The 21,675-nt window shown below is 68.7% G+C and carries 19 protein-coding genes, 2 tRNA genes and 1 pseudogene; 7 read left to right on the top strand and 15 right to left on the bottom strand.

Features of this window, described 5'->3' with window-relative positions; translation table 11 throughout:
• Positions 1 to 18: 18 nt before the first annotated feature.
• From HDA30_RS03125 to HDA30_RS03115, 3 genes are read right to left on the bottom strand one after another with little or no spacing between them, the layout of a single operon-like run.
• Positions 19 to 684, bottom strand: coding sequence for a hypothetical protein (locus HDA30_RS03125; protein ID WP_158495778.1), 666 nt, complete (start codon positions 682 to 684; stop codon positions 19 to 21).
• A gap of 34 nt (positions 685 to 718) precedes the next feature.
• Positions 719 to 1,510, bottom strand: coding sequence for an SDR family oxidoreductase (locus HDA30_RS03120; protein WP_184242318.1), 792 nt, complete (start codon positions 1,508 to 1,510; stop codon positions 719 to 721).
• Between the two features lie 58 nt (positions 1,511 to 1,568).
• Positions 1,569 to 2,003 carry a DUF488 domain-containing protein gene (locus HDA30_RS03115; RefSeq protein ID WP_158495777.1) on the bottom strand — a complete coding sequence of 145 codons (435 nt, stop codon included), beginning with the start codon at positions 2,001 to 2,003 and terminating at the stop codon, positions 1,569 to 1,571.
• A 52-nt stretch (positions 2,004 to 2,055) separates the two neighbouring features.
• Here HDA30_RS03115 and valS point away from each other — a divergent pair, with 52 nt between their 5' ends.
• Complete coding sequence (valS, locus tag HDA30_RS03110; RefSeq protein WP_184241076.1) at positions 2,056 to 4,725, top strand: valine--tRNA ligase; 2,670 nt, start codon at positions 2,056 to 2,058, stop codon at positions 4,723 to 4,725.
• 138 nt (positions 4,726 to 4,863) lie between these two features.
• Here valS and HDA30_RS03105 read toward each other — a convergent pair whose 3' ends face one another.
• The 6 genes from HDA30_RS03105 to HDA30_RS03080 all read right to left on the bottom strand — a co-directional run bounded on the left by HDA30_RS03105 (position 4,864) and on the right by HDA30_RS03080 (position 10,252).
• A complete protein-coding gene (locus HDA30_RS03105; protein ID WP_158495775.1) occupies positions 4,864 to 5,496 on the bottom strand; it encodes a mycothiol-dependent nitroreductase Rv2466c family protein in 633 nt (210 codons plus the stop codon).
• A 140-nt stretch (positions 5,497 to 5,636) separates the two neighbouring features.
• Entirely contained in the window at positions 5,637 to 6,929 is a 1,293-nt protein-coding gene (gene clpX, locus HDA30_RS03100; protein WP_158495774.1) for an ATP-dependent Clp protease ATP-binding subunit ClpX, read from the bottom strand.
• A 192-nt stretch (positions 6,930 to 7,121) separates the two neighbouring features.
• Positions 7,122 to 7,787, bottom strand: a complete 666-nt coding sequence (locus tag HDA30_RS03095) for an ATP-dependent Clp protease proteolytic subunit (protein WP_184241075.1) — start codon at positions 7,785 to 7,787, stop codon at positions 7,122 to 7,124.
• A gap of 51 nt (positions 7,788 to 7,838) precedes the next feature.
• Positions 7,839 to 8,453: an ATP-dependent Clp protease proteolytic subunit gene (locus tag HDA30_RS03090; RefSeq protein WP_246418687.1), complete on the bottom strand. Its 615-nt coding sequence runs from the start codon at positions 8,451 to 8,453 to the stop codon at positions 7,839 to 7,841.
• A gap of 257 nt (positions 8,454 to 8,710) precedes the next feature.
• The gene (gene tig, locus HDA30_RS03085; protein WP_184241074.1) at positions 8,711 to 10,129 is read right to left on the bottom strand and encodes a trigger factor; all 1,419 of its coding nucleotides are present in this window, start codon (positions 10,127 to 10,129) and stop codon (positions 8,711 to 8,713) included.
• 49 nt (positions 10,130 to 10,178) lie between these two features.
• A tRNA-Pro gene (locus HDA30_RS03080) sits at positions 10,179 to 10,252 on the bottom strand.
• 185 nt (positions 10,253 to 10,437) lie between these two features.
• Between HDA30_RS03080 and HDA30_RS03075 the strand changes: the two genes are divergently transcribed.
• Positions 10,438 to 10,508, top strand: a tRNA-Gly gene (locus tag HDA30_RS03075).
• 222 nt (positions 10,509 to 10,730) lie between these two features.
• On the top strand, positions 10,731 to 11,162 hold the full coding sequence (locus HDA30_RS03070) for a hypothetical protein (RefSeq protein WP_158495770.1): 432 nt from the start codon (positions 10,731 to 10,733) through the stop codon (positions 11,160 to 11,162).
• A gap of 128 nt (positions 11,163 to 11,290) precedes the next feature.
• On the opposite strand, the gene HDA30_RS03065 is transcribed toward HDA30_RS03070, so the two are convergent.
• From HDA30_RS03065 to HDA30_RS03055, 3 genes are all read right to left on the bottom strand, one after another.
• Positions 11,291 to 12,175 (bottom strand): DNA-formamidopyrimidine glycosylase family protein, encoded by an 885-nt coding sequence (locus tag HDA30_RS03065; protein ID WP_184241073.1) that lies wholly within the window; start codon positions 12,173 to 12,175, stop codon positions 11,291 to 11,293.
• Positions 12,176 to 12,649, bottom strand: a complete 474-nt coding sequence (locus HDA30_RS03060) for a ribose-5-phosphate isomerase (RefSeq protein ID WP_184241072.1) — start codon at positions 12,647 to 12,649, stop codon at positions 12,176 to 12,178.
• Between the two features lie 120 nt (positions 12,650 to 12,769).
• Complete coding sequence (locus HDA30_RS03055; protein ID WP_184241071.1) at positions 12,770 to 13,654, bottom strand: dienelactone hydrolase family protein; 885 nt, start codon at positions 13,652 to 13,654, stop codon at positions 12,770 to 12,772.
• Positions 13,655 to 13,978: 324 nt separating this feature from the next.
• On the opposite strand from HDA30_RS03055, the gene pepN reads away from it, so the two are divergent.
• A complete protein-coding gene (gene pepN / locus HDA30_RS03050; protein WP_343059286.1) occupies positions 13,979 to 16,570 on the top strand; it encodes an aminopeptidase N in 2,592 nt (863 codons plus the stop codon).
• Between the two features lie 125 nt (positions 16,571 to 16,695).
• Here the strand turns inward: pepN and HDA30_RS03045 are convergent, their stop codons facing one another.
• Both HDA30_RS03045 and HDA30_RS10370 read right to left on the bottom strand, forming a co-directional pair.
• On the bottom strand, positions 16,696 to 17,328 hold the full coding sequence (locus HDA30_RS03045; RefSeq protein WP_246418686.1) for a PKD domain-containing protein: 633 nt from the start codon (positions 17,326 to 17,328) through the stop codon (positions 16,696 to 16,698).
• A 368-nt stretch (positions 17,329 to 17,696) separates the two neighbouring features.
• Positions 17,697 to 18,347 carry a DUF6318 family protein gene (locus HDA30_RS10370; protein WP_221419041.1) on the bottom strand — a complete coding sequence of 217 codons (651 nt, stop codon included), beginning with the start codon at positions 18,345 to 18,347 and terminating at the stop codon, positions 17,697 to 17,699.
• Between the two features lie 338 nt (positions 18,348 to 18,685).
• Here HDA30_RS10370 and HDA30_RS10470 point away from each other — a divergent pair.
• Both HDA30_RS10470 and HDA30_RS10465 read left to right on the top strand, forming a co-directional pair.
• Positions 18,686 to 19,117 (top strand): annotated as a pseudogene (locus tag HDA30_RS10470) (OsmC family protein); the annotation flags it as partial.
• 270 nt (positions 19,118 to 19,387) lie between these two features.
• On the top strand, positions 19,388 to 19,708 hold the full coding sequence (locus HDA30_RS10465; RefSeq protein WP_425488400.1) for a globin domain-containing protein: 321 nt from the start codon (positions 19,388 to 19,390) through the stop codon (positions 19,706 to 19,708).
• Between the two features lie 10 nt (positions 19,709 to 19,718).
• Here HDA30_RS10465 and HDA30_RS03030 read toward each other — a convergent pair whose 3' ends face one another.
• A complete protein-coding gene (locus HDA30_RS03030; protein ID WP_246418685.1) occupies positions 19,719 to 20,447 on the bottom strand; it encodes a DUF8185 domain-containing protein in 729 nt (242 codons plus the stop codon).
• Positions 20,448 to 20,582: 135 nt separating this feature from the next.
• On the opposite strand from HDA30_RS03030, the gene HDA30_RS03025 reads away from it, so the two are divergent.
• Positions 20,583 to 21,602 (top strand): acyl-CoA thioesterase, encoded by a 1,020-nt coding sequence (locus HDA30_RS03025; protein ID WP_425488399.1) that lies wholly within the window; start codon positions 20,583 to 20,585, stop codon positions 21,600 to 21,602.
• Positions 21,603 to 21,675: the final 73 nt, after the last annotated feature.

Below are 21,675 nucleotides of genomic sequence, written 5' to 3'. Positions count from 1 at the left end.
GGGCTCCCCCGTCCGGGTCTACTGAGGCGCTGCCTGTTCTTCCGGAGGCTCACCGGTGATGGCCGGGTCCACGCCTGTGTCCCACAGTGTAGTGGATGCCCTCGCTCGGCTCCGAGCGGGTTCATCTGCCGAGGCCGCGTCCTGATCGTCATCGACGGGACGGGGTGTGCGCTCGACGAAGTCCGTCGCGGCGGCCAGCACCCCGCCGAGGGCACCGACCCAGAGCCGGGGGCGTCGGGCGCCGAGACGAAGCGCGGTGCGCTCGAGCCAGGCGTCGGTCCTCAGCGAGCACCAGGTCGACGCACCGACAAAGGCGCCCAGCGCGCCGCCGACGCTCAGGCCCGTGCCGCCGCGCCGCCACCGCTCGCTGCAGGAGAGCTCGGGGGCCCGACTGAGGGACCTGACCACGCCCACACCGAAGAGCCCCGCCACAGACCCGCCCACGCTCATCGCGGTGCGGCCATGGGAAAGCCGGCCGATCGGGAGCACGGAGAGGGCGCCGTATCCGAGGCCGGTGAGCACGGCGACGCCCAGCCGGCCACGCGGGTCGGTGATGCGCCGTTCGTGCTCGCGTCGCCGCCTCTGCTGACGCGTCCGTGCGGTGGCCCGTCGCAGCTGCGCGGGGACGTCGGCGGTGTCCGCAGCCTCGCGTGTGTGCGCCGTCCTGTCCGGGGTGGTCGTCAAAGCGCTCCTCTGTGTCGTCTCGTCGATCGTCGGCTCAGCGCCGGATCACCTTGTGCTGGGCTGCCTGGGCGAGCGGCCGCATCACGATCTGGTCCAGGTTCACGTGGTGCGGCAGCTCGAGCGCATGGACGCACACCTCGGCGACGTCCTCGGCCGTGAGCGGCTTCTCAACGCCCGCGTAGACCTTGTCGGCGGCGGCCGCGTCCCCGCCGAGCCGGCGCAGCGAGAACTCCTCGGTGTGGACCATGCCGGGCAGCACCTCGATCACCCGGACATCGTGCTCGGCCTCCTCCAGGCACAGCGCGGCGGTGAGTCCGTGCTGGCCCATCTTGGCCGCGTTGTACCCGGCGCCTCCCTCGTAGGCGACGATGGCCGCGGTCGAGGTCAGGTTGAGTACGCTGCCCCGGCCGTGCGCGCGCAGCATGGGCAGGAACGCCCGGCACATCGTCAGGGTGCCCAGGACGTTCGCGCGGTACATCCACTCCCAGTTCTCGGTGTCCCCGGCCGCGACGTGCTCGGTGCCTCGGGCTCCGCCGGCGATGTTCACGAGCGCGTCGACGCCGCCTTCGGCGGCCACGCGGCCGGCGAGCGCTTCGACCGCCGCGGCGTCCGTGACGTCGAGCGGTGCGGGCACGACGGCGCCGGGCGCCTGTTCGTCGGCGGTCTGGGCGGCGAGCTCGTCGAGGCGCTCGCTCCGCCGCCCCACGGCGTAGACGTGCCAACCGCGCCGAGCCAGCTCGAGCGCGGTCGCCCGCCCGATGCCGGCGCTGGCACCCGTGACGACGGCACGGCGTGGGGCAGCGGACGGATGCGGAGCAGAGTTCATGGTCTCGGTCACACCCCAGACGTTAACCCACCCTCGCGCTGCGTTCACCCGAAGGCGCTCAGCGCAGCGCCTCGAGTGCCTCTGCGAGCACGAGCGCGTGGTTGTGGTCTTCGTCTTTGGTCCCGTAGACCAGCACCAGCTCCTGCTCGCCACTGCGACGCCACCGTTCGAGCAGGTCCTCGGCCGCGTCCCGGCTGGGCGCCCCGTCCTCGGCGTCGGCCGCGTCCAGGGAGAGCTCGTGTCGGTATCGGCGGCGGAACTCGGCCCATTTTGCGGGGTCGTGGTCGAACCAGCGGCGCAGGTCGGCCGAGGGCGCGACGTCCTGGCACCGCTCGTCGAGCTCAGCGTCAGCCTTCGCCACGCCGCGCGGCCACATCCGGTCCACCAGCACGCGGTACCCGCCGTCCGGGGACTCGTAGGCGCGACGCACGCGGATCCGGCCGGTGTGGGCGGCCTCCTGCGTTCGGGTGGACCGTGCACTCGTCTCACTCATGCCGTACAGGGTAGGGCCGCCGCCGCGTGGCTGGCATGGGAGAATCGGCGGCATGGCTGAGAAGAACCCGGGCACAGACACGCCCGCACCCGAGTCCGCACCCGCTTCGACCGGCGTCCACGCCGTCGTCGTCCCCGACAAGCCGGCTCTCGAGGGCCTGGAGGAGAAGCTCACGGCCCGCTGGTCCGCCGAGCGCACCTACGCGTTCGACGCCGAGACCACGCGCGAGCAGGTCTACTCGATCGACACTCCCCCGCCCACCGCCTCCGGTTCGCTGCACGTCGGCCACGTCTTCTCCTACACCCAGACCGACGTGCTGGCCCGCTACCAGCGCATGCGCGGCAAGAACGTGTTCTACCCGATGGGCTGGGACGACAACGGGCTGCCCACCGAGCGCCGCGTCCAGAACTACTACGGTGTGCGGTGCGATCCGACGAAGCCCTATGTGGAGGGATACCGTCCGCCGGAGAAGCCCGCGAAGAACCAGCGCGACTGGGACGTGATCTCGCGGCGCAACTTCATCGAGCTCTGCGAACAGCTCGCGGTGCAGGACGAGAAGGTCTTCGAGGACCTGTTCACCCGCCTGGGCCTGTCCGTCGACTGGGACATGACCTACCGGACCATCGACGACGTCTCCCGCGCCGTCTCCCAGCGCGCGTTCCTACGGGACATCGCCTCGGAAGACGCCTACATGGCCGAGGCGCCGACCATGTGGGACGTCACCTTCCGCACCGCCGTGGCCCAGGCCGAACTCGAGGACCGCGAGGTCCCGGGCGCCTACCACCGGTTCCCGTTCTTCACCGCCGACGGCGAGAAGGTCTTCATCGAGACCACGCGCCCCGAGCTGCTGCCCTCGTGCGCGGCCCTTGTGGCCCACCCGGACGACGAGCGCTACCAGATGCTGTTCGGCACGACGGTCCGCTCCCCGCTGTTCGACATCGAGGTCGAGGTGAAGGCCCACGAACTGGCCAAGCCGGACAAGGGCTCGGGCATCGCCATGGTCTGCACCTTCGGCGACCTGACCGACGTCACCTGGTGGCGCGAACTGCAGCTGCCCACCCGCACCCTGATCGGCCGCGACGGCCGCTTCGCAGCGCAGGCCCCCGAGTGGATCACCGCCACGGCCGCTCGCGAGCTCTACCTCGAGAAGATCGCTGGCAAGACGGTGTTCTCGGCCAAGGAGAACGTCGTCGCGGCGCTCACCGACGCCGATCTGCTCGACGGCGAGCCGAAGAAGATCACGCACGCCGTGAACTTCTTCGAGAAGGGTGACAAGCCCCTCGAGGTGGTCACCTCCCGCCAGTGGTACATCCGCAACGGCGGCCGGGACGCCGACCGCCGAGCCGAGCTGATCGGGCGCGGCCGCGAGCTGAACTGGCACCCCGAGCACATGCGCCACCGCTACGAGAACTGGGTGGACGGTCTCAACGGCGACTGGCTGGTCTCCCGGCAGCGCTTCTTCGGCGTGCCGATCCCGGTGTGGTACCCGCTCGACGGTGAGGGCGAGCCGGACTACGAGAACCCGATCCTGCCCGCCGACGACGCGCTGCCGGTCGACCCGGCGGCCGAGCCGGCCCCCGGCTACGACGAGGCGCAGCGTGACGTGCCCGGCGGTTTCACGGGCGACCCGGACGTGCTGGACACGTGGGCGACCTCGTCGCTGACCCCGCAGATCGTGGGCCGCTGGAGCCGCGACGACGCGTTCTTCGAGTCGGTGTTCCCGTTCGACCTGCGCCCGCAGGGCCACGACATCATCCGTACGTGGCTGTTCTCGACGGCCGTGCGCGCGCACTCGCTCAACGATGCGGCACCGTGGAAGAACACCGCCCTGTCCGGCTGGATCCTGGACCCGGACCGCAAGAAGATGTCGAAGTCCAAGGGCAATGTTGTGGTCCCCACGGACATCCTGGACCAGTTCGGCTCGGACGCCGTGCGCTACTGGGCGGCGTCGGCGCGCCTCGGCGCGGACACCGCCTACGAGGTGGCGCAGATGAAGATCGGCCGTCGCCTGGCCATCAAGCTGCTCAACGCCTCGAAGTTCGTGCTGAACCTCGGCGCGACGGCGGACTCGGTGATCGGCGCCGGCCAGGAGGCCGCCGCGGTGACGAACTCCCTGGACGCCGCGCTGCTGGCCCGCCTGGCCACGACGATCGAGCAGGCGACCGCCGCGTTCGAGGCCTACGACTACGCGCGAGCCCTGAACGTGACCGAGCAGTTCTTCTGGCAGTTCACCGACGACTACGTCGAGCTGGTCAAGGACCGGGCCTACGGCGGTCACGGCGAGGCGGAGCAGGCGTCGGTGGTGACGACCCTGGCCACGACGCTCGATGCCCTGCTGCGCCTGCTGGCCCCGTTCCAGCCGTTCGCGACCGAGGAGGTCTGGAGCTGGTGGCGCGCCGGTTCGGTGCACCTGGCGGCATGGCCGAGCGCCGACACGCTGGCGGGCATGGCCGGGACCGCCGACGCCGAGGTGCTGGCCGTCGTCGCGGAGGCGCTCTCGGGAGTGCGCAAGGCCAAGTCGGAGGCCAAGGTCAAGCAGCGCACCGAGGTGCGCTCGGCAACCGTGACCGCCCCGGCCGAGGCGCTGGAACGTCTGCGCGGCGGTCTGGCCGACCTCAAGGCCGCCGGCAACATCGCCGAACTCGACCTCGTCGAGGGTGTGCCGAGCGACGATCAGCAGCTCGCCGTGTCCGACGTGCAGCTGGCCCCCGCGGAGGACTGAGCTCTCCGGCATCGCGGTGCGACGGCCCGCCTGCCCCGTCGTCGGGGCGGGCGGGCCGTCATCGTGATCGCGGGCCCTGCGGTGAGAGGTCGGGTCCGGCGGCGTTCGGGGCGGACGACGAGCGGCGCGGACGGGTTCTCAGTCGAACTGCGGGTCCGTCGTGCGGGAGCGCTTGAGCTCGTAGAAGTACGGGTACCGGGCCAGCGCGACAGTCGCGTCGAAGAGCTCACCGGCCTGTTCACCGCGAGGAATGCGCGTGATCACCGGCCCGAAGAACGCGGTGCCGTCGACGGAGATGGCCGGGGTGCCCACGTCGTTGCCGACCCACTGCTCCACGCGCTTGTGGGAGGTACGCAGGGCGTCGTCGACCTCGTCAGTGCGCGCACGGTCCAGGATCGTCGGGTCGTAGTCCAGTTCCGCCAGGGCGAGGCGCACCGCCTCCTCGCGGTCGCTCACGCCCTCGTTGTGGAGCTTTGTGCCGATGACGGTGTACCAGTCACGCAGCGCGTCGACGCCGTGCGCATCGCGCACCATGATCGCGGCCCGTGCCGGGATCCACGCGGTCTTCAGATGCTCCATGTAGTCCGGGTCGAGGTCACGGCCCTCATTGAGCACGGACAGGCTCATGACGGTGAAGCGAAGGTCGATGTCGCGGACTTTCTCGACCTCGAGGATCCAGCGGGAGCTCACCCAGGCGAACGGGCAGGTCGCGTCGAAGCCGAACTCGACGACGGGGGTCTGCTGGGTAGCGGAGGCGGACTGCTCGGTCATGGCGGCCCCTTTCACTCGGTGACGGTGTCGGGCCCATCCTGCCTCAGCCGAGGGCGGCCGTCATCGGTGGCGACACACACGGACGCACCCGCGGGATCGGCGCGATCCATCCGGGAGGCAGGGTTGCTCCGGCGCAGTGCTTAGGCGCTGCGGCGCTGCTGCTCGTCGGAGGCGTGCACGAGGTGTGGCTCGCTCCCCTCACGCACGCACTCGCCGGTGATCACGACGCCGGTGACGTCCTCGCGCGAGGGCAGCTCGAACATGACCGGCTTGAGCACGTCTTCGAGGATGGAGCGCAGTCCGCGAGCACCGGTGCCGCGGGCGACGGCCTTCGCGACGATCTCATCGAGCGCCTCCGGCTCGAACTCGAGCTCGACGCCGTCGTAGAGGAACATCTTCTGGTACTGCTTCACCAGCGCGTTCTTGGGCTCGGTGAGGACCTGGACGAGCTGTTCGTTCGTGAGGTCCTCGACCGCCGTGATGACGGGCAGGCGGCCGATGAACTCCGGGATGAGCCCGAACTTGAGCAGGTCCTCGGGCTGGACGTCGGCGTAGGAGACGTCACCCTCGCGCCGGTGGTTCAGCGCGGCGCCGAAACCGATGCCCGTGCGTCCGGCACGTGAACCGATGATCTCCTCCAGGCCCGCGAACGCCCCCGCGACGATGAACAGCACGTTCGAGGTGTCGATCTGCAAGAACTCCTGCCGCGGATGCTTGCGTCCGCCCTGCGGCGGCACGGAGGCCACCGTGCCCTCGAGGATCTTCAGCAGGGCCTGCTGCACGCCCTCGCCCGAGACATCGCGCGTGATCGACGGGTTCTCGGACTTCCGAGAGATCTTGTCGATCTCGTCGATGTAGATGATCCCCTGCTCGGCCTTCTTCACGTCGAAGTCTGCGGCCTGGATGAGCTTGAGCAGGATGTTCTCGACGTCCTCGCCCACATAGCCGGCCTCCGTCAGGGACGTGGCGTCCGCGACGGCGAAGGGGACGTTGAGCTGACGGGCGAGCGTCTGCGCCAGGTAGGTCTTGCCGGAGCCGGTCGGGCCGACCATCAAGATGTTCGACTTGCCGACCTCGACCTCCGCGAGGTCGTCCCGCTCCGCGAATCGGTCGGCGGATTCGGCCGGCTTCGGCTGGGGCGAGCGGACCCGCTTGTAGTGGTTGTACACGGCGACCGCGAGCGCGCGCTTGGCGGCGTCCTGTCCGATCACGAAGCGGCCGAGGTGCTCGAAGATCTCCTGCGGCGTCGGCAGGACCATCTCCTCGGACTCGACGGCCTCCCCGAGCTCTTCTTCGATGATCTCGTTGCACAGCTCGATGCACTCGTCGCAGATGTACACACCGGGGCCGGCGATGAGCTTGCGGACCTGCTTCTGGCTCTTGCCGCAGAACGAGCACTTGAGCAGGTCGGCGCTCTCACCGATGCGGGCCATGGCAGAACTCCTCGAGGTCGTCGTGTCTGTGCAGGTCAGAACGGCACACGCCGTCCTGTCGTCGTGGGCACGGAGGTCGGGACGGGCCCGGTCGACGCATCCTCAAGGATACGTCCCCGGACCGCGCCGGTACGGGCATGCGACGGCTCCCGCCCTGTCCGGACGGGAGCCGTACCCGGCGTGGGCCGGGACTCAGGACGCCGGGCGCGTGATCTTGCGCGAGGCGAGCACCTCGTCCACGAGTCCGTACTCGAGCGAGGCCTGTGCGGAGAGGAACTTGTCGCGGTCGATGTCCTGCGAGACCTCCTCGGGGGTCTTGTCGGTCAGGGAGCCGAGGGTCTCCTCCATCCAGACGCGCATGCGGTTGATCTCCTGCGCGTGGATCTCAAGGTCCGTCGCGGTGCCGCGGTCCCCCTGCATCGCGGGCTGGTGGATCAGCACGCGCGCGTTCGGCAGGGCCAGGCGCTTGCCGGGCGCACCCGCGGCCAGCAGGACCGCCGCGGCGGAGGCCGCCTGCCCCAGGCAGACGGTCTGCACCTCGGGACGGATGAACTGCATCGTGTCGTAGATCGCGGTCATCGCGGTGAACGAGCCGCCCGGCGAGTTGATGTACAGAGTGATGTCGCGCTCGGAGTCCATCGCCTCGAGCACGAGCAGCTGCGCCATCACGTCATCGGCGGACGCGTCGTCGACCTGGGAACCGAGGAAGACGATGCGATCCTCGAACAGCTTCGCGTACGGATCCTGGCGCTTGAAGCCGTAGGGGGTCCGCTCCTCGAACTGAGGCAGGATGTAGCGCGCATCGACGGCGGGCTGGGTGGGCTTGGCGCTGGGCAGCCCGGCGGTGAAGTCAGTCATGCTTGTCTCTCTTCTCCTCGAAGAACGTCAGTGGGTGTCCGCGCGGGCCGTTCAGGCGCCCATGCCTCCGCCGCCGGAGACGGCGGAAGCGCGCTCGGCGATGTGATCGATGAAGCCGTACTCGAGGGCCTCCTGCGCCGTGAACCACTTGTCGCGGGCGTTGTCCTCGAGGATGGTCTCCACACTCTGGCCGGTCTGCTCGGCGGTGAGTTCGGACATGACCTTCTTCATGTGCAGGATCAGCTGGGCCTGGATGCGGATATCCGACTCCGTGCCGCCGATTCCGCCCGAGGGCTGGTGCATCAGCACGCGGGCATGCGGGGTGGCGTAGCGCTTGCCCTTCGCGCCCGAGGACAGCAGGAACTGACCCATCGAGGCGGCCAGGCCAGTTGCGACAGTGACGACGTCGTTCGGGATGAACTGCATCGTGTCGTAGATGGCCATGCCGGCGGTGACGGATCCGCCGGGCGAATTGATGTACAGGTAGATGTCCTTCTCCGGGTCCTCCGCGGAGAGCAGGAGCATCTGCGAGCAGATCGCGTTGGCGTTGTCATCGCGCACATCCGAGCCGAGCCAGATGATGCGCTCCTTGAGCAGCCGGTTGTAGATGTAGTCCTCGCGCTGAGCCGGGTCCACCGACTGCATCCGGGGGGTGATGTCGCTCATCACTGCCGCCTTCCTGGTTGCTGTACTCCTGTGGGGCGCCGTTCGCCGTCACGGAGCGCACGGCGGACCGAGGCGGACGGGCCCCTCTGCATCGGTGACGACACTACTGGTCGCCTCTGCCGATGTCCGCGTCGCGCCCCGCGTTTCGCTGTGGGCGCATGGTCGGTGATCGTTCCTCCCCCGACCCCGGAACGACGACGGCGCCCCACCCTGCACGACGCAGGAGCGGGGCGCCGTCGGCGCTCAGCCGAGGGGACTCACGCCTGGTCGGCGTCGTCCTTCTTCTCGGACTTCTTCTTGGCGGTCGCCTTCTTCTTGGCGGGGGCCTTCTTCTCGGCCGTATCCTCGGACTCCTCCGTGGCCTCGGCGTCAACCGCCTCCTGGCCGCCCGGGGTGACAAAGGCGGTGAGGTCGACGTCGTTGCCCTCGGTGTCGGTGACCACGGCGTGCTCAAGGACCTTCGCCAGGGCCTTGCGGCGGCGGACCTCGCCCATGATCATCGGGACCTGACCGGCCTGGTCGAGCATCATGGCGAACTGGTTCGGGTCCATGCCGTACTCGGACGAGGTGGCGATGATGTACTCGATCAGCTCGCCCTGGTCGACGGAGACATCCTCGACGTCGGCCACCTTGTCCAGGATGACCTCGTTCTTGAACGCCTCACGAGTGCTCTGCTCAAGCTCCGCACGATGCTCGGCGGTGTCGTGCTCGTCGCCGGAGGTGTGGCCCTGGGACATGAAGTGCTGCTCGACCTGTTCGGCGACGACACCCTCGGGGACCGGCACCTCGACGAGCTTGCCCAACTCCTCGAGGACCTTGTCCCGGGCCTCGACTCCCTGACGGTTCTGCGCCTGCTCGGCGGCCTTCTTCTTCAGGTCCTCGCGCAGCTCGTCCATCGTGTCGAACTCGGAGGCCAGCTGAGCGAACTCGTCGTCGGCCTCCGGCAGCTCGCGCTCCTTCACGGCGGTCAGCTCGAGCTTCACGGTGGCCTTCTCGCCGTCGTGCTCGCCGCCGTTCAGCGTCGACTCGAAGGTGGCGTCCTCACCGGCGGACAGGCCGTCGAGGGCCTCGTCGATCCCGTCGAGCATGGTGCCGGCGCCGACCTGGTAGGACAGATCCTGGGCGGCGTCGACCTGCTGCCCGTCCACGGTGGCGGTCAGGTTCATGGTCACGAAGTCGTCCTTCGCGGCCGGACGGTCCACGTCCTTCAGGGTGCCGAAGCGGCCCCGCAGCTCGTCGAGCGCGGTCTTCTCGTCCTCATCGGTGGCCTGGGACGGCTCGACGGTGACCTTGAGGCCCTTGTAGTCAGGCAGCTCGATCTCAGGACGCACGTCGAACTCCGCGGTGAACTTCACCGGGGTCTCGGCGGTGCCCTCCGGGGTCTCAGTGACGTCGACCTCGGGCTGCGAGATCAGCGTGACCTCGGCCTCGGAGATCGCCTGGGTGAACCAGCCGTTCAGGCCCTCGTTGACGGCGGTGTCCATGACGACCTCGCGACCGAAGCGCTGGTCGATCAGGCGCGCGGGAACCTTGCCCTGGCGGAAGCCGGGGATGGTCACCTGCGAGGAGATGTCCTTATAGGCCTTCTCGAGGGAGGGCTTGACCTCCTCGAACGGGACCTCGACGGCCAGCTTCACGCGAGTGGGGCTGAGGTTCTCTGCGGTGGTCTTGACCACGGATCGCTCCTGTATGGGTTGGGATCGGTTCTGGTGGATCAGGGAAGAGTCGGGGTGACAGGATTTGAACCTGCGGCCTCACGCTCCCAAAGCGCGCGCTCTGCCAAGCTGAGCTACACCCCGGTCCGCCGGGTCGACCGCGGCTCCCTGGGGCCGACGGCGTCATGGTCCACGACACGTCCACCCTGCGGGCAGACTCGACTCAGCCTACAGCGCGGCGCGAGTCCGGGGGAAATACGGCGCACGCACCTCGGGCCGTCGCCGTGCTACTGTTGACGCCGTTCCGCGGCGCAGGTTCGTCGCGGTGCGGGGATGTAGCTCAATGGTAGAGCCCCAGTCTTCCAAACTGGCTACGCGGGTTCGATTCCCGTCATCCCCTCCGATGTCATGAGTCGGGTCATCGTTGACACACGATGGCCCGACTCATGATTTTTTGTGGGTTCATGCAGGTGCGCGCCGGTGGTCCTCGGCGTACCGCACAGATCCGGCGTGACGGCGCAGCACAGCACACGCGCCGACGAACCGCAGTGCCAGCGCTCAGCCAACGTTCAGCGGGCGGGACGTTGACCAGCACCGCACACGGCCCCATAGCGTTCATTCCATGAAGAAGAACAACATGCTCAAGGGACTCCTGTCCTCCGCCCTTCCCCTGCCCGCGCGGCTGGCTCTGACCGTGGGCCCGCCGGCCCTGAAGGCCTACGGCGACTGGCGCGCCATGAACGGCCACGCCAAGGCGAGCACCAAGCATCGCTCACGCCAGCTCGCGTCCCTCGTCTCCGCTCCGAGCCGCCGCGGCTTCCCCTGGGGCGTGGGTCTCGGCGGGGTCGCCCTCGGCGCCGTGTCCGCCGGGGCCGCGGCGTTCGCCCTGCGCTCGCGGGGGGCCAAGCCCGCTCAGCACGACGCTCCCGCCGGCCGCGCGCAGCCGCACCCCTCGGACGCGCAGACCTCCGTGATCCGCCCGGGTGTGGGCGCCGACGCCCCGACCACCCCGGGCGCCCGCACCACCGTCGAGCAGAAGCACGGCCGTCATTGAGGCCCACCCCTCTCCGACAGGCATGAGAGCCGCCTCCATGGCGGTATAAACAGACACGACGGCGCCGCGGTCCGCTTCACAGTAAGCAGCGCGGCGCCGTCGGCGTGACTGCCGTCCATCACACCGATTCAGGGCATGGTCTGGCACCCGGTGCAGCGGTAGAGCTTCCGCGCGGCCATCTCCTCCATGACGATCACCTCCTGCCCGCAGACCAGGCACGTTCGCCCCTGCCGCTGGTACACGTAGTTCGCGTGCTCGGGCCAGGCGTCCTCGGCCGCCACTCCGACGCGGTGACGGGGCTCGGTGGTCACGATGCGCCCCAGCCTCACCCCCGCGCGCATCAAAGCGGCGTTGTCCTCCCAGAGCTGTTGCAGGCGGTCCTGCGGAACGGAGTTCGCGGGCGCCCACGGGTCCAGTCCGGCGCGGAACAGGGCCTCGGCTCGGTAAATGTTGCCGATGCCGCCCACCATCGACTGGTCCATCAGCACGACGCCGATCGGCCGCCGGGTGCGGACGGCGCGCGCCAGGAACGGGGCGGGGTCGTCGTCGTTGAGCGGGTCCGGGCCGAGCTTCGCGGTGACCTGTCCGACCTCGTCCGGGGTGAGCACCCGGCACGTGGTGGCGCCGATCAGATCCGCCCAGCCATGCTCGGCCTCAAGGCGCAGACGCACGGTGGGCCGCGGGGCGGGCGCCTCCGGGGAGGCAGGGCCGGTGTGGTCCTCGGTCTCACCGATCCGACGGGGCGCCCCGATCGACGAGGCAGCGGAGAAGGTCTCGTCCCCGCCAAAGGTCCAGGCACCGTACATGCCCAGGTGCACATTGAGGGTGAGACCGTGGTCGAAGTCCAGGAAGAAGTGCTTGCCGTGGGCCCATGCACGGGTGGGCATGTGCCCGTCGAGCAGCGCCGCACCGTCGGCGAAGCGGCCCTGCGGGCTCGAGGCACGCACCGGTGCGCCGACGAAGACGTCCTGGAACTGGCGTGCCAGGCGGTGGATGGAGTGCCCCTCAGGCACTCACATCACCACCTCGCTGGTCTGCTCGTACGTGGAGATCTTGCCGATGCGGCGCACATGGCGCTCGTCCTCGGAGAACGGCTCGGCGAGGAACGCCTCGATGATCGCGGTGGCCTCCTCGAGCGAGTGCTGCCGGCCACCCACGGCGACGACGTTCGCGTCGTTGTGCTGGCGGGCGAGCTTCGCGGTGTCCAGGTTCCAGGCCAGCGCAGCGCGAATGCCCTCGACCTTGTTCGCGGCGATCTGCTCTCCGTTGCCGGAGCCGCCCAGGACGATGCCCAGCGAGTCCTTGCCCTCGGCGCGCTCGGCGGCCACTGCGCGGGCGGCGTTGATGCACAAGCCCGGATAGTCGTCGAGGGCGTCGTACTCGGCGGGGCCGTGATCGACCATCTCGTAGCCGGCGGCGGTGAGGTGGCGCACGAGGTGGGCGGAGAGCTCCATCCCGGCGTGGTCGGTGGCGATGTGGACGCGCATGGGGTGCTCCTGTTCAGCGGGCCGCACGGGGCGAGGGACGGTCGTGGGTCACTGACATCGTAGTGACCGGCGGCCCTCCCCCACCCCGATCGCGCACTGAGGACGCTCGGATGCGTCGACTCAGCCTCGCGTCGTCGTCTCAAACGACGTCAGGGCCGGCGCCGGGGCGAGGTACGCCGATCGGTATGCCTCATCGCCGTCCAGGAACAGCCGAAGGAACGCCGTCATGCGGGGCAGGATCGCGCGGTCCGGGGTGACGCCCGCCCAGTGCGTGCCCAGGTGATGGGTGAACAGCCCGCGGTCGTCCGCCGAGGTCAAGCCGCGGTAGATCGGCACGGCATGCTCGGTGGCCGGCGCGATCTGGTCGATTCCTCCTGCGACGATCAGCGTCGGCGCCGTCACACCGGTGATCGGCGTCTGCGTCCAGGGGTGCACGCCGATCACGGCCCGCACATCCAGGGATTCGGCGGCGATCAGCGCGCCGCCGCCTCCCATCGAATGGCCGACCAGGGCCACCCGATCGCCGTCGACCACGTCCGACCAGGCCGACAGGCCCGGGGCCGCGTCGACGGCCGCGCGGATCATCGTGGCCCGGACCGTCGGGTTCTCCACGCCCGCGAACGAATTGGCGCAGAGCACCGCGAACCCGTGCGAGGCGAAGCGCCGGGCGATGCCATGCATGACCGCCCCGGGCTCGGCGAAGCCCGGGAAGGTCACGACGATCCCCAGGTCGGCGCCGGCCGTGGCGTCCGCGGGCCAGAACAGGTGACCGCCGGCGAAGCCGCGCACATCGGCGGCCGCCAGCGGACGGTCCTGCACCGGATGCGGTCCGACGGTGTCGACCGGCACCGTGGTCGGCTCCGCCGCGGCCGCGGGGGCGGCGCCGAGGCCGGCCAACACGGCGAGACCACCGAGCGTCAGCGTCCGACGACCGAGGTGGACGTGACCGCCGGAGAGGCGGGAGCCGTGAGCGGGCAAGGCGGAGTCATGGTGAGTGGGGCACATGAGATGTCTTTCCCTTCGTCTGACGGATCTGAGTTGCGGTTCCGGCCTTGCCGATACACGCTCCGGGGCGTCGCGCGGGCGACCGGGACATTCGAGACGCTACGGACCGCAAGTATCTGCACACAAGAGACGATCGGACAGATCTGCCGACGTGCAGCCCACTTCCCCGCCGGCGTGTCGTTCGGGACCGTCGTGCTCTGTTGGCAGCGGCGCGCACCGCGTCAGGTGCATGCGACCTATGTGGCCTATCCTGGACCGCCGGGACCTTGCCACCGTGACGGGGCCCACACGCCACACGTCATCGATCGACTCTGGAGGCCATCCGTGAGCACCGCCGCACGACTGAACATCACCCGTGAGGACGCCGCCGACCGGGCTGCGGCCCTCGACGTGGACGTCTACGACGTCGTCTTGGATCTGACGCGCCCCGGAGGGCAGTTCGGCAGCGCGACCACGGTCAGCTTCCGTGCCGCCGACGCGGCCGTCGGCACGACCACGTGGATCGACTTCGTGGCGTCGCAGGCGCCGACGGTCTCGCTCAACGGTCAGCGCCTGGACACCTCGAACTACGACGGAGCGCGCATCGCGGTCGGGCCTCTAGCCGCGGAGAACACGCTCGTCGTGGAGGGCGAGGCGGACTACACGACGACGGGCGAGGGCCTGCACCGGTTCGTCGACCCGGTGGATGACGAGGTCTACCTGTACACCCAGTTCGAGGTGCCGGACTCTCGCCGCATGTTCGCCGTCTTCGAACAGCCGGACCTGAAGGCCGCGTTCCGGTTCACGGTGACCGCTCGCGCCGACTGGGCCGTCGTCTCGAACCAGCCGACCCCGGAGCCGGTGCCCGCCGGCGTTGACGAGCAGGGCAGGGCGACCGCGACGTGGTCGTTCTCTGCGACGCCGCGGATCTCGTCGTACATCACGGCGCTGGTGGCCGGCCCGTACCGGTCGACGCACTCGGAGCTGACGAGCTCGGACGGCCGCACGATTCCACTGGGCGTGTTCTGCCGGGCGTCGCTGTTCGAGCATCTCGACGCGGAGAACATCTTCGAGCTGACCCGGCAGGGCTTCGAGTTCTTCGAGTCCCAGTACGGGCACCCCTACCCCTTCGAGAAGTACGACCAGCTGTTCGTGCCGGAGTTCAATGCGGGCGCGATGGAGAATGCCGGCTGTGTGACGTTCGTGGAGAACTACGTGTTCCGCTCGCGGGTGCCGGACGCGGTTGTGGAGCGTCGGGCGATCACGATCCTGCACGAGCTGGCGCACATGTGGTTCGGCGATCTGGTGACGATGCGCTGGTGGAACGACCTGTGGCTGAACGAGTCGTTCGCCGAGTTCATGTCCACCCTCGCGGCAGCCGAGAACACGAGGTACACGGGCGCGTGGACGACGTTCTCGTCGATGGAGAAGTCGTGGGCGTACCGCCAGGACCAGCTCTCCTCCACCCACCCCATCAAGGCAGAGATCCGCGACCTGGACGACGTGCTGGTGAATTTCGACGGCATCACCTATGCCAAGGGCGCCTCGGTGCTGCGCCAGCTGGTCGCGTGGGTGGGCCAGGAGAACTTCATGGCCGGCGTGCGGGAGTACATCGCGAAGCATGCGTGGACGAATACGCAGCTGCCGGACCTGATGGTCGAGTTGGAGAAGGCCTCCGGCCGCGACTTGTCTGAGTGGACGCGGCTGTGGCTGGAGACTTCGGGGGTGAACACACTGCGTGTCGAGGTGGATGAGGCCTCCGACGGCACGGTGAGTGAGCTACGCCTGGTGCAGTCCCACCCGGACGGCTCCGCGACGCGTCCCGGCGAAGCGGTGCTGCGTCCGCATCGGATGGCCGTCGGGTTCTACGACGTGGATGCGGCCTCCGGCGCCTTGGTGCGCACGCGGCGGTTCGAGCTGGACGTCGACGGGGAGACGACGGTGGTGTCGGAGGCGGCCGGCACGGCGCGCCCGGCATTGATCCTGCCGAACGACGATGACCTCGCGTACGCGAAGATCCGTCTCGACGAGTCGTCGTGGGCGGTGGCCGGTGAGCGCCTCAAGGATGTCGCGGAGTCGCTGCCGCGCACGCTGCTGTGGAACGCGGCATGGGACACGACGCGTGACGGCGAGGCGTCTGCGGAGTGGTTCGTTCGACTGGTGCTGGCGAACATCGGTGAGGAGTCGGATTCCACCGTGGTGCAGACGCTGCTGCGGCAGGTCTCGACGGCACTCAACCAGTACCTTCCGGACGCACAGAGCGATGCGCTGCGCATCGATGTCGCTGACCGACTGTGGGAGCTCGCGCGGGAGGCGGAGGCTGGATTCGACAGCCAGCTGCAGTTCGTCAAGGCCCTTGCCGTGCACGCGCGCACCGATGCGCAGACGCATGTGCTGGAGAGCCTGTGGGACGGCTCGGTGGAACTGCCGGGCCTTGAGCTGAGTGCAGACCTGCGGTGGGAGCTGCTGACCGGGCTGGTGGCCGCGGGCAAGGCCGGCGAGGCCGAGATCGCGCAGGCGGAGGCCGAGGACGCGACCGCGACGGGTGCCCTGGCGGCCGCGCAGGCGCGCGCGGCGGTGCCCACAGCGGAGGCGAAGCGGCAGGCGTGGGAGCAGACGGTGGCCGGCACTGTGTCGAACGCGATGCAGCGCCAGGTGCTGACGGGTTTCCAGCGCACGCACGACGCCTCGTTGCTCGCCCCGTACGCGGACGAATACTTTGCGCGGATCGAGCGGATCTGGAACTCACGGTCGCACGAGATGGCGGAGCCGGCCGCGATCCTGGGCTTCCCGTCGTCGCAGGTGTCTGAGGAGACAGTGAACCGGGCGACAGCTTTGGTGGAGCGAGTGCGCGAGACGAACGCCGGCCTCGCGCGCACGGTGGCCGAGTGCCGCGACGACATGGTGCGGGCGCTGAACGCACGGCAGGCGAGCTGACGGAGCCGCACGGCGCCGGGGCTCTCGCTACGCGCGAGGTCCCAGCGCCATGGGGCGATGGTGATGCCGGCGGCTTGTGTCAGCGCCCCAGGCGGCGCCGACGTCGGCGCGTGGCCGGGCCTCGGTCATCGCCCCGACGCGCTCTCCTCGTTCTGGTAGACGCTTCCACAGCCCCAACTACGGGGATTCGTCGCGCAGTCGTCGGAGACGTTACGAGTCTCGACGCGCCAGATGTCGGCCTCGACCGGGTCGGATTCGAGGTCGATATCGCCGGGCACGGATGTCCAGGTACGTCCGCCGTCGAGCGAGTACGACCCCGCATACGTGGTGGTCAGCTGAACGTCGTAGGTGCCGGTCTGCTCGTACACGTGTGAGGTCGCGGTCTCGACGTCGAATTCGGTGGCCTGTTCCCCGGGCATCGTCGTGGTCCGCGGGGCAGAACCGTCACCGTAGTCCCAGGTGTAGGACTGCGGTTCGGCCCGAATGGTCAAATCGACGCCGTCGATCTCATGATCGATCGTGACCGTCTCAGCGTCAGTGTAGAAATTGATGTGTGCGTTGCGCAGACTAAGGCCGTCCTCGTTGTGCTTGATCTCCGGCGCATCGACAAGGAGACTCCGGATCTCGTCGATCGTGACGTTCGGCTCGCGGTCGCTGTCGTCAGATCCGACTCTTTCACGGTCTGCGTCAACGCATTCAGCCATAGACGATCGATATGTAACCTTCGACCCCCGCCGGTTAATCGTCAGGTACTTCATCCAAGTCAAACCTGTCGAGCAAAATCCCTCAGCTTGCTCCATGCATTGCGCGACCGTGACCCCCTCCTTCAGTCCACGCTCGTCACACGCATGAACAAGTATGGTCTCCGTATCAGGCAGGGGGCTTGGTGCTCGATGTGCCTCCCGCTCATCTCGCCCACCGCCCTCGGGAACGCGTGGCGTCGGCATCATGCCTGGAGAATCATCACACTCATAAATTACCTTAAATCCCTTATCTTTAGACTCACCAGAATCCACGCATTCATTCATGGCCCGCGAAACAGCAGCCGCTCCCACTGGATACGCACAAGCGAATGTGGATACGAGGGCCATAAAACCGACGAAGCGCCGCCATCGGCTCCGTGCCATCAGGGCTGCTCCCGATTGACAACCCACATCTTCCAGTGGTGATCCTCGGAGTCAAAAACGAGTCCGAATGACCAGCTTTCATCGCTATAGGCTACGTCACTCATATCATTACGTGGCTTACCTTCAGCATCCCACGCATTTGCTTCCGAAATGTAAATCTTCGAACCCACCTGAGTTCCACCTTCAAACTCCGATGTAAACGAATCACCGACAGTTACACGCGATCCTTCTCGCCACCCTTTTTCGGAGGAGTACCATTCCTCCATCACCGTTGCGTATCTATTACAGTAGGAGCAATCTTCGTGCGATGCATCTAGCATCAAGTCCGAATTTCCCGTTTCATCCAGGTAATACACTGTGTCCCACCAATACTGGACGGCGGCCTCAGCGCCTTCTGGCGTGTTCTTCTTCATCTCGTCCGGCATCGTGGGCTTGGGGACATTCTTTGCCGGCCCATCCTTCGTCGCGGGCTGATAGTCGCCGCCATCGTCACTCGACGTCTCGCTCGAGGGCGGCGTGGACGATTCATCTTCCGAGCTGCCCCCGACTGACTTCGCCTCGGCAGTCTGTGTCGCCGACGCCCCCGACGAGTCGGCACGAGCCGGCTGCTCATCGCCCCCAGCCCCACATCCGGCGAGCACGACTGTCATTCCCAGCAGTCCGGCGGCGGCGACACCGCCCTTCACTCTGCCAACGACACCGCGGTCACACCGCGCGACCATCCGAACCTGCACACCTGACTGAGGCATCACGCCCCCTCCTCCATCTGCCTGATGACACGGTTGTGTACGGCGCACTCGTTTCGTGGCGACCCCGATGCCGCCTCCGCCGCGTCATCCGCAGCCCGAGTGAGCCGCGACCACTATAAACGTGATGGGTGCCACTTGTGGAGCACATCCACATCGCATGGCCGGTGCCGGCCGACTCGGCTCGTCTTCTGGGACATGCTCCGGGCCGACGACCGACCTGCCCCGATAGGCTGACATCCATGCATCACACGTTCACGCTCCAGACGGAATGGACCGGCAACACCGGTTCCGGCACCAGCGGATACCGGGACTACTCCCGGGACGTGGTCGTCCAGAGCGAAGACGCCGGACAGCTCCGCGGCTCCGCCGCTCGTGCCTTCCACGGCGACGACTCCAAGTGGAACCCCGAGCAGCTACTGCTGGCCTCGCTCGCCCAGTGCCACGTCCTGGCCTATCTGCACGCGGCGACCCAGGCAGGGCTCATCGTCACCGCCATGACGTGCGGCGTCGAGGGACACCTCACCGTCGACGCCGAGGGCGCGGGCCGCCTCACCGGCGCGACGCTGCGTCCCACTGTCGCCCTCGACGACGATGACCGACGCGCAGAGGCGGACGAACTGCACGCTCTCGCGCACTCCCGCTGTTTCATCGCGAACTCGCTCGCCTTCGACGTCGAGATCGAGCCGCAGCCCACCGCACCCGCCACACCGCCGACCGTCACATCGCGCCTGGGTGCACCGCTCACCCTGTTGCCGCCACGCGTGGCGAATCGCCCCACACAGGTGACAGGTCTGACCGAGCGCCCGAGCGAGGTCGAGCCGGTCACCACGGCGCACTCCCCCCAGCCGACCACCGCCTCGACAGCGCCTGATGAACAGACCGAGGGCGTCCCCGGCAGCTTCTACGAGGCTGTCGGAGGCCGGGAGACGTTCGAGAAGCTCGTGCATGAGTTCTACCGCGGCGTGCGCGAGGACCCGCTGCTGGCTCCGATGTACCCCCAAGAGGACTTCGCCGGAGCAGAACGACGTCTGCGCATGTTCCTCGAACAGTACTGGGGTGGGCCGAAAACCTATTCGGCCGAACGCGGCCACCCCCGCCTGCGCATGCGCCACATGCCCTTCACGATCGACGCCGCCGCCCGCGACGCCTGGCTGCGGCACATGCGCGCCGCGCTGGACGCGGTGGAACTCTCCCCGATGCACGAGGCCGAACTCTGGGACTACCTCGAGCGGGCCGCGCATTCGCTTGTGAACTCCGCCTGAGCGGAACGGTTCACAGGCTCACGGCAGGCCGGTGCAGGACGAACCCGCCGGTCGTGTCCAGGCGCGTCCACGGCCCGTTCTGCAGCACGCGCGCCCGGCCGGAGGGAGGCAGGAACCCCAGCGCAAAGGCCGCGAAGGCCGCACCCGCGGGCAGCACCGCCGGCTCGCCCAGCATCTGACCCCACACCGCGGCACGGACGCGCTGCACGACCGCTTCACCGGGGTCTGAGGGAAGCGTGTCGCGCATCGCCTGGAGGCCATCCTTGGCGACGGTGATGAGCTCTTCGTGCGAGACCTCCGCGACGGGAGTCCACTGCGCACGCGGCGGTGTCAGGGCCGTCCACGGCTCGTTCAGCCGGCTCGGCGGCACGGCCAGATCCAGGGCGTCCTCTCCCGTCATGGTCCGCATCCGAGCCGTACGCTCGAGGACCGACCCCAGGGGCACGACCGCGTCGAGACCGGACACACCGTCGGCCGAACGCAACGGCACCGTCCGCAGTCCCAGCACCGTCGGCACATCGTCACCCAGTCCTCGTGGGCGCAGCACACACACCCACTGGGCCAGCACCGGCGAACGGTCCGAGCCCATGGACGGCGTCACCTGCAGGCGCATGCCCGCGTCATTGGCGCGGCGCGCGCGCGTCGCGAACTGCTCCAGGTCCCCCACCGCCTGCGGCGTCGTCAACCGCAGCTTCGCGGCAGGCTGGTCCCGGGTGGCGTTGTGCGGCAAGGTAGTCATAACACCATTGTCGCAGGGCCGGACCGACAGCACGCCGGCCGTCGCCCGGCGGCCGCTCCCATCGTCGATGACACCCGAGGTCCCATGTCTTCCCCCTCTTCTCGCATCGATCCCGTCGGCTCCAGCGAGGACCCCCTGATCGAACGTCACTCCCCCGCAGCGACCGGCGGGCGTCCTGCCTCAGCGCCCGAGGACCCGACGGACCTGCTGCGCGGAATCCTCTCCCTTGAGGCCGACGCCCCACATCCGCAGACCGGCGAACCGCGATTCGTGGGCACGACGCCCCCGCAGACCGGGGGCCGCGTGTTCGGCGGACAGGTGCTCGCCCAGTGCCTTGCGGCCGCCGGACGCACCACCCCCGAGGGTCGCCCCGTCCACTCGTTGCACGGATACTTCATTCGGCCAGGCGACGCCCTGGTGCCGATCACGTTCACCGTGGAGACACTGCGCGACGGCCGCTCGTTCTCAGCACGGCGCGTGCTGGCCTCGCAGAACGAGAAGGCCATCATGGCGTTGACCTGCTCATTCCAGCAGCCCGCGGAGGGCCTGGACCACCAGATCACGATGCCCGAGGGCCTGCCGGACCCCGAGTCCCTCCCCACGACGGCGGACCTCGTCGGCGGATACCGGCATCCGGTCCTCCAGGAAGTGGCGTGGTCGCGTCCCTTCGACGTGCGGCACGTGGACCCGGCCCTCTACGTCGACGCCGCCGCCGACCAGCGGCCGACGAACATGGTGTGGATGAAGACCTTCTCCCGGTTGAGCGACGACGTGCACATGCACCGAGCGGCCTTGACCTATGCGTCCGACTACACGCTGCTTGAGCCAGTGCTGCGCCAGCACGGCGTCGCGTGGTCGCAGCCGGGCATGTCCGTGGCCTCGCTCGACCACGCCATGTGGTTCCACCGGGACACCCGCGTCGACGACTGGCTGCTGTACATGCAGACCTCACCGTCGGCCCAGAACGCGCGCGGGCTGGGCCAGGGACACGTGTTCACACGCGATGGCCGCCTCGTGGCGACCGTCGCCCAGGAGGGCATGCTGCGCCTGCCCACCGGCATGCAGGGGGCCACCTCTCGCGTGCAGGGAGCCGCGCTCAACACGGCTCTGAAGATCATGCGGCGCCGCACGTGGCGGCGGTCGCGTCGGCGATGACTCGGCCCCCGGTCAGAGGCCGGGCCTGGCTGGGATCCCGCGACGCCGCTGCGCCGCGGGATCCCTGAGACGG

Origin of the sequence: Micrococcus cohnii (genome assembly GCF_014205175.1) — a bacterium.
Lineage (GTDB): Bacteria > Actinomycetota > Actinomycetes > Actinomycetales > Micrococcaceae > Micrococcus > Micrococcus cohnii.
Note: the sequence above shows the minus strand (reverse complement) of the source record. Positions and strands in the feature narration are given on the sequence as shown.